We start from the raw sequence: 758 nt of genomic DNA, 5'->3' as shown, positions 1-758 counted from the left end.
CGGGCACCCGTCCCCGCGAACACCGCGTCCCAATCCACACTCACACCACGGACATACGCCTCACCCAGCGACTGCCAGAAACGATCGAGACCACCCTCACCACGACGCAGCGAACCGAGAACAGCGGCCTCACGGCCCGCGTCCTCCACCGTCTCCTGAACACCCACCGACAGCACCGGATGAGGACTCGACTCGATGAACACACCGAAACCCTGATCCAACAACGTCCGGGTCGCGTCCTCCAGCTCCACCGTACGACGCAGATTCCGGAACCAGTACCCGCCATCCAGCTCAGGACCCTCCACCCAGTCCCCCGTCACCGTCGACAGGAACGGAACCTCCGCCTCACGCGGAGAAACCGGAGCCAACAACCCCGCCAGCTCCTCACGCAGCAGCTCCACCTGCGCGGAGTGCGACGCGTAGTCGACCGCGATCCGCTTCGCCCGGACCCCATCCCTCTCACAGACGGCGAGAAGCTCCTCCAGAGCCGCCACCTCACCCGAGACGACGACCGAGGAAGGCCCGTTGACAGCCGCGACCGAGATACGGCCCTCACCCCACGGGGCAATCAACTCCCGCACCCGCGCGGCGGGCAGCGGGACCGACACCATGCCACCCAGACCCGCCAGCACCCCACCGATCGCCCGACTCCGCAACGCGACCACCCGAGCCGCATCCTCCAACGACAGAATCCCCGCCACACACGCAGCCGCGATCTCACCCTGAGAGTGACCGACCACCGCACCCGGGCGCACCCC

The 758-nt window shown here is 67.8% G+C and carries 1 protein-coding gene; it reads right to left on the bottom strand.

The window, feature by feature from the left end; translation table 11 throughout:
• A partial coding sequence (locus ABD371_RS35750) for an acyltransferase domain-containing protein (protein ID WP_344486963.1) occupies positions 1-758 on the bottom strand: 758 nt, incomplete at both ends.

Origin of the sequence: Streptomyces amakusaensis (genome assembly GCF_039532665.1) — a bacterium.
Classification (GTDB): Bacteria; Actinomycetota; Actinomycetes; order Streptomycetales; family Streptomycetaceae; genus Streptomyces; species Streptomyces amakusaensis.
This window is presented reverse-complemented; position numbering and strand designations above follow the sequence as displayed.